9 protein-coding genes are annotated in these 5,899 nt (G+C 67.5%); 3 read left to right on the top strand and 6 right to left on the bottom strand.

The window, feature by feature from the left end:
• Positions 1-792: helix-turn-helix domain-containing protein (locus ACT4N3_RS00940; protein ID WP_444853327.1), on the bottom strand; the 792-nt coding region annotated here is incomplete at its 3' end.
• Positions 793-919: 127 nt separating this feature from the next.
• Between ACT4N3_RS00940 and aceA the strand changes: the two genes are divergently transcribed.
• Entirely contained in the window at positions 920-2,197 is a 1,278-nt protein-coding gene (aceA, locus tag ACT4N3_RS00935; RefSeq protein WP_444853326.1) for an isocitrate lyase, read from the top strand.
• Positions 2,198-2,208: 11 nt separating this feature from the next.
• Positions 2,209-2,406, top strand: a complete 198-nt coding sequence (locus ACT4N3_RS00930; RefSeq protein WP_444853325.1) for a DUF4170 domain-containing protein — start codon at positions 2,209-2,211, stop codon at positions 2,404-2,406.
• A 59-nt stretch (positions 2,407-2,465) separates the two neighbouring features.
• On the opposite strand, the gene rplT is transcribed toward ACT4N3_RS00930, so the two are convergent.
• The 5 genes from rplT to ACT4N3_RS00905 form a co-directional block, all read right to left on the bottom strand.
• The gene (gene rplT, locus ACT4N3_RS00925) at positions 2,466-2,831 is read right to left on the bottom strand and encodes a 50S ribosomal protein L20 (RefSeq protein WP_444853324.1); all 366 of its coding nucleotides are present in this window, start codon (positions 2,829-2,831) and stop codon (positions 2,466-2,468) included.
• A gap of 14 nt (positions 2,832-2,845) precedes the next feature.
• Positions 2,846-3,049, bottom strand: a complete 204-nt coding sequence (gene rpmI / locus ACT4N3_RS00920; RefSeq protein ID WP_187715526.1) for a 50S ribosomal protein L35 — start codon at positions 3,047-3,049, stop codon at positions 2,846-2,848.
• Positions 3,050-3,181: 132 nt separating this feature from the next.
• On the bottom strand, positions 3,182-3,844 hold the full coding sequence (locus ACT4N3_RS00915) for an SDR family oxidoreductase (protein ID WP_444853323.1): 663 nt from the start codon (positions 3,842-3,844) through the stop codon (positions 3,182-3,184).
• Between the two features lie 11 nt (positions 3,845-3,855).
• Complete coding sequence (locus ACT4N3_RS00910; protein ID WP_444853322.1) at positions 3,856-4,275, bottom strand: bleomycin resistance protein; 420 nt, start codon at positions 4,273-4,275, stop codon at positions 3,856-3,858.
• A gap of 1 nt (position 4,276) precedes the next feature.
• On the bottom strand, positions 4,277-5,212 hold the full coding sequence (locus tag ACT4N3_RS00905; RefSeq protein WP_444853321.1) for a ribose-phosphate pyrophosphokinase: 936 nt from the start codon (positions 5,210-5,212) through the stop codon (positions 4,277-4,279).
• Positions 5,213-5,312: 100 nt separating this feature from the next.
• Between ACT4N3_RS00905 and ACT4N3_RS00900 the strand changes: the two genes are divergently transcribed.
• Positions 5,313-5,899 (top strand): glutamate--tRNA ligase (locus tag ACT4N3_RS00900; protein WP_444853320.1); only part of this gene is annotated, 587 nt, incomplete at its 3' end.

Here is a 5,899-nt window from a genome sequence, read left to right as displayed (position 1 = left end):
ATTGGCGAGACTCATATGGAGCAGCCGGCGCGTCGGCGCGTCGGAGGGCGCGGCGGCCTCGATCATCCGCTCCAGCAGCGGCCGGAACTCGATCAGCGCCAATTGATAGGCCATCGCGAAAGCGCGGCTTTCGGGGCGGAGCAACGCGGAGAGCATCAGCCGCTTGCGGTGCAGGTCGTAATGCTGGCTCGCGCTATCGATCAGCTCGGGCGGCACTACCCGCGCCTCGATCCCGAACCCCTCCTTCAGGCGTCGGCGCAGGGGCTCGGCGATGGCGAGCGGGTCGCCGAGCGCCCCGGCCAAGGTCTCCGCCGCCTCCTCCAGATAGGGGAAATGGTTGCGGCTCGCCTGGATATGGTCGCGCACCCAGCTCTCCGGCGAGAGCGGCGAGGCGTCGTCCGCGTCCTCCGCCGCCGGCCGCCGCCTGAGATCGCCGAGCGCCGCATAGAGCCGCGCCACCGCGTCGGCGACCGCCGGCGCGCTGTCCGTGACTTCCAGCAGCTCGTAACGCGGCACGGCGAGATCGGCGAACATCGGATCGGCGAAAATCTCGGCGAGCTGGTCTGGCCCGGTCGCTTCGCCGCCCTCGGCCGCGAAGGCCTTGAGGTCCAGATCATAGGCGTTGGCGAGCCGCAGCAGCACCGATGCGGTCACCGGCCTTTGGTTGCGCTCGATATGGTTGAGATAGGAGGGCGAGACGCCGATCTCGGCCGCCATCGCGCTCTGGTTCAGCCCCAGCTCGCGCCTGAGACGTCTGATCCGCCCGCCCAGGAACAGCTTGCGCTCCGCCATTCAGTCAATCTGTCAAATATTTACAAGAGTCGCAAGTCGCAACACGACTACCTGACTATTTTCCTTCTGTCGCGGCGCGGTGAAAGAGCGTTTTTGGCATAACTTTAGTGTAACTTTTGGAAGCCCGATGACCGATTTCAGCCATCTCGTCCCCGCCCCCGCTGGCCGCTTCGCCGGCATCGAGCGCCCCTACACGCCGGCCGAGGTCGCGCGGCTGCGCGGCTCGATCCCGATCGAGCACAGCCTCGCCCGCCGCGGCGCCAGCCGGCTGTGGGAGCTGCTCACCACCACCGATTATGTGAACGCCCTCGGCGCCGTCACCGGCAACCAGGCGATGCAGATGGTCCGCGCCGGCCTGAAGGCGATCTACCTTTCCGGCTGGCAGGTCGCCGCCGACGCCAACACCGCCGGCGCGATGTATCCGGACCAGTCGCTCTACCCCGCCAATGCCGGTCCCGAGCTCTCCCGCCGGATCAACCGCGCCCTGCAGCGCGCCGACCAGATCGAGCATATGGAGGGCGGGGCGAAGCGCGACTGGTTCGCGCCGATCGTCGCCGACGCCGAGGCCGGCTTCGGCGGGCCGCTCAACTGCTTCGAGATCATGAAGGCCTATATCGAGGCGGGCGCCGCCGGCGTCCATTTCGAGGACCAGCTCGCCGCCGAGAAGAAGTGCGGCCATCTCGGCGGCAAGGTGCTGATCCCGACCCCGGCGCATATCCGCAACCTCGACGCGGCGCGGCTGGCGGCGGACGTCTGCGGCGTCCCGACCCTGCTCGTCGCCCGCACCGACGCGGAGAGTGCCAGGTTGATAACCTCTGACGTGGACGAGCGCGACCGCGAGTTCCTGACCGGCGAGCGCACCGCCGAAGGCTTCTACCGGCTGAAGGACGGCACCGGCCTCGATCATTGCATCAGGCGCGGCCTCGCCTTCGCCCCGCATGCCGATCTGCTCTGGTGGGAGACCAGCCATCCCGATCTCGGCGAGGCGCGCCGTTTCGCCGAGGCGATCCAGCGCGAGCACCCCGGCAAGCTGATGGCCTATAATTGCTCGCCCAGCTTCAACTGGGCGGCGAAGCTCGACGCCGAGACGATCGCCAGGTTCCAGCGCGAGCTCGGCGCGATGGGCTACAGGTTCCAGTTCGTCACCCTCGCCGGCTTCCACAGCCTCAATCACGGCATGTTCGAGCTCGCCTCCGGCTATCGCGACCGCGGCATGGCCGCTTATTCGGAGCTGCAGCAGGCCGAGTTCGCCAGCGAGGCGGAAGGCTACACCGCCACCCGCCACCAGCGCGAGGTCGGCACCGGCTATTTCGATCTGGTCGCGCAAACGCTGGCCGGCGGCGAGGCCTCGACCGTCGCCCTCGCCGAATCGACCGAAACCGCCCAGTTCGTCCGGGCAGCCTGAGGAGACAGCGCATGACCACCCGCTACTGGATCGTCGGCGGCGAATATGAAGGCCCCGACTTCCGTGTCATCGTTCCGGGCAGCGAGACGATGTCAGGGCCGTTCGAGGACGAGCGCAAGGCGCGCAACGAATGGCTGCGCCTCACCTACCGCCCCGGTACCGACGCGGCGACGACCCGCTATTCGATCGCGGCCGAGACGGCGCACTAAGACAAAGGGCGCGGAAGGCTTATCGCCTCCGCGCCCTTCGAATTCGGTTGAAGAGCGGCTCAGCCTTCGGCCGGCAGCGCGCCCTTCGCCTGGGCGACGATCGCCTTGAATGCCTCGCCCTCGTGCATCGCGATGTCGGCCAGGACCTTGCGGTCGAGATCGACGCCGGCGAGTTTCAGGCCGTGCATGAAGCGGCCATAGGTCAGGCCCTCCATCCGCACCGCCGCGTTGATCCGCTGGATCCACAAGGCGCGGAAAGAGCGCTTCTTCACCTTGCGGTCGCGATAGGCATATTGCCCCGCCTTCTCGACCGCCTGGCGGGCGATTCGGATCGTGTTCTTGCGGCGGCCGTAATAGCCCTTCGCCTGCTCCAGGATCCGTTTGTGCTTGGCGCGCGTGGTGACGCCGCGCTTGATGCGTGCCATCTGTCAGAACCTCCTTATTTCAGGCCGTAGGGCGCCCAGAGCTTCACCCGCGCCGTGTCGGCGTCGGCGAGCACGTCGGTGCCGCGGTTCTGGCGGATATATTTGGCATTGTGGCTGATCAGGCGGTGCCTTTTGCCGGCGACGCCATGCTTGATCTTGCCAGTGGCGGTGAGCTTGAAGCGCTTCTTCACACCGCTCTTGGTCTTGAGCTTGGGCATTTCGTCTCCTTCTGCCGCGCTTGGCGGACGTTCATGAACAGCCACGGCAGCCCTTGATGGCCGGGCGGTTCGATTCTTCCAGTCGCTGGAAAGGGCGCGCCTATAGAGAGAGCGGCCCATTCTGGCAAGGCCTCACCAGGGGACGGTCTCGCCCTGATAATCGAGGAACGGCGCGCGGCCGACAGGCTTCAGCCCGTCGATCACCCGCATCATCCCGGCGACGCTCTCCTCGGTCGGCAGCGGCGCCTGAGCGCCGCCCATACGGGTCTGCACCCAGCCCGGATGAAGCAAGGCGAAGGCGAGGCCGGCATTGTCGATGGCGAGCGACGTCCAGGCGGCGTTCAAGGCCGCCTTGGCGCTTCGATAGGCGATGAAGCCGCCGCTATTGTTGTCGTCGATGCTCCCCATCCGGCTGGTGATCGCCACCGCCTTGCCGTTGGCGGCTCGGAGGTTGGGCAGCAACGCGTTGGCGAGCAGCACCGGCGCGACCGCCATGATGCTCAGCGTCTCCAGCCAGCCCTCGCCATCCTCGGCCGTCTCGATCCGGCGGGGCCCATAAGTGCCGGCATTGGCGATCAGGAGATCGAGCGGCCGGCCCTCCCTGGCCGACGCCAGGGCGGCGACGCGGTCGAGATCGGAGGCGTCGAGCCGCTCGACGCGCGCCACCGCGCGCAAGTCGCCGGCTGCCTCCGGATCGCGGGCGGTGCCGATCACCTCCCAGCCGGCGGCGGCGTAGCGGCGCGCAAATTCAAGCCCGATCCCGCGATTGGCGCCGGCGATAAGGACGGTCGGCATGATGCTCCCTCTTATGACGGCGGGTCGCGATAGTCCCACTGGCCGACGTTGGGGCCGATCCCCTGGCCGAAGGTGATGATATGCCCGTCCGGATCCTGCACGATCAGCTCGCGCTGATTGTAGGGCTGGTCGACCGGCCCTTTCCAGCGGCCGGTGGGCAGGGTCGCCAGCGCGTCGGCGAGGCGGGCATGTTCCGCATCCACATCATGCACGTCGAAATAGCAGGTGAGCACATGCACCTCCCGCTCGCCCATCGCATTCAGCTCCAGCAGGCGAATGCCGGCCCGCTCGCGCTCGAGATAGGCATAGCCCCCGCCGACCGCATAAGCGCCGAAGCCCAATATGCCGGTGTAGAAGTCGAGCGAAGCCTGGAGATCGCGGACGCCGAGGAAGGGCGTGACCTGGATGATGTTCGACCGCTCGTCCGCCACGTCAGTCGAACAGGCTGGAGACCGACGACTCGTCGGCAATCCGGGTGATCGCCTCGGCGAGCAAGGGGGCGATGGTGAGGATGCGGATCTTGGCGCTCTTCGCCGCCGCCTCATCCGGCGCGATCGAGTCGGTGATGACGAGCTCGGTCAGCACCGACGTCTCGACCCGCGCCACCGCGCCGCCGGAGAGCACGCCGTGGGTGCAATAAGCCATCACTCCGGCCGCGCCCGCTTCCTTGAGCGCGGCGGCGGCGTTGCACAGGGTGCCGGCCGAATCGACGATGTCGTCGATCAGGATGCAGAAGCGCCCCTCGACGTCGCCGATGATGTTCATCACCTCCGATTCGCCGGCGCGTTCGCGGCGCTTGTCGACGATCGCCAGCGGCGCGTTGTCGAGCCGCTTCGCCAGCGCCCGCGCGCGGACGACGCCGCCGACGTCCGGCGACACGACAGTGATCGGCTTGCCGGTGAAGCGGGCCTGGATGTCCGCCGACATCACCGGCGCGCCATAGAGATTGTCGGTCGGGATATCGAAGAAGCCCTGGATCTGGCCGGCGTGAAGATCGACGGAAAGCACCCGGTTGGCGCCGGCGGTGGTGATCAGATTGGCGACCAGCTTGGCCGAAATCGGCGTGCGCGGCCCCGGCTTCCGGTCCTGCCGGGCATAGCCGAAATAAGGCAGGACGGCAGTGATCCGCTTCGCCGACGCGCGGCGCAGCGCGTCGATGCAGATCAGCAGCTCCATCAGATTGTCGTTCGCCGGGTAGGACGTCGACTGGATCACGAAGACGTCCTCGCCGCGCACATTCTCGTGGATCTCGACGAAGATCTCCTCGTCGGCGAAGCGGCGCACGCTCGCCTGGGTCAGCGGCAATTCGCAATAACTCGCGATCGCCTGGGCCAGCGGCGGGTTCGAATTGCCCGACAACAGCTTCATTCGACGAATATCCTCCAGCGCGCCCCGCGCTAGTGGCGAGCAAGGCGCGCGAAGGCAAGAGCGTTGCCCGCGCCAGCGGCGGCGCATAGAGCCGCGCGTGATGAGCGTCGTCACCCGTTTCGCGCCCGCGCCGACCGGCCGGCTCCATGTCGGCAATATCCGCACCGCGCTGCACAACTGGCTGTGGGCGCGGAAGAACGATGGCCGCTTCCTGCTGAGACTCGACGACACCGACCAGGAACGTTCGACCGAGGAGAATGCGGAAGCGATCCGCGCCGATCTCGCCTGGCTCGGTCTCGCGGCGGACGGGGAGGAACGCCAGTCGGCGCGGTTCGACCGTTACGAGGCGGCCCTGGCCCGCCTGGTCGAAGTGGGCCGCGCCTATCCCGCTTATGAGACCGCGCAGGAACTGGAGCTGAAGCGCAAGGTGGCGCTCGGGCGCGGCCTCCCGCCGATCTACGACCGCGCCGCGCTGGCGCTCAGCGATGCGGACAAGGTGGCTTATGAGGCCGGGGGGCGCCGCCCGCACTGGCGGTTCCGGCTCGATCATGACGCTCAAATCGAATGGCCGGATCTGATCCGCGGGCCTCAGCATCTCGATCCGGCCTTGCTCAGCGACCCGGTCATCCGCCGCGCCGACGGCTCGTGGCTCTACATGCTGCCGAGCACAGTCGACGATATCGAGAT

Source organism: Sphingosinicella sp. (assembly GCF_052388015.1).
Taxonomy (GTDB): domain Bacteria; phylum Pseudomonadota; class Alphaproteobacteria; order Sphingomonadales; family Sphingomonadaceae; genus Allosphingosinicella.
The sequence above is the reverse complement of the archived record's forward strand: the minus strand, read 5'-3'. Positions and strand labels throughout refer to the sequence as shown.

What these genes read in the sequence shown, in the direction of transcription:
- aceA (WP_444853326.1), top strand. Translation starts at nt 920, where the DNA reads ATGACCGATTTCAGCCATCTCGTCCCCGCCCCCGCTGGCCGCTTCGCC.
- ACT4N3_RS00930 (WP_444853325.1), top strand. Translation starts at nt 2,209, where the DNA reads ATGACCACCCGCTACTGGATCGTCGGCGGCGAATATGAAGGCCCCGAC.
- rplT (WP_444853324.1), bottom strand. Translation starts at nt 2,831, where the DNA reads ATGGCACGCATCAAGCGCGGCGTCACCACGCGCGCCAAGCACAAACGG.
- rpmI (WP_187715526.1), bottom strand. Translation starts at nt 3,049, where the DNA reads ATGCCCAAGCTCAAGACCAAGAGCGGTGTGAAGAAGCGCTTCAAGCTC.
- ACT4N3_RS00915 (WP_444853323.1), bottom strand. Translation starts at nt 3,844, where the DNA reads ATGCCGACCGTCCTTATCGCCGGCGCCAATCGCGGGATCGGGCTTGAA.
- ACT4N3_RS00905 (WP_444853321.1), bottom strand. Translation starts at nt 5,212, where the DNA reads ATGAAGCTGTTGTCGGGCAATTCGAACCCGCCGCTGGCCCAGGCGATC.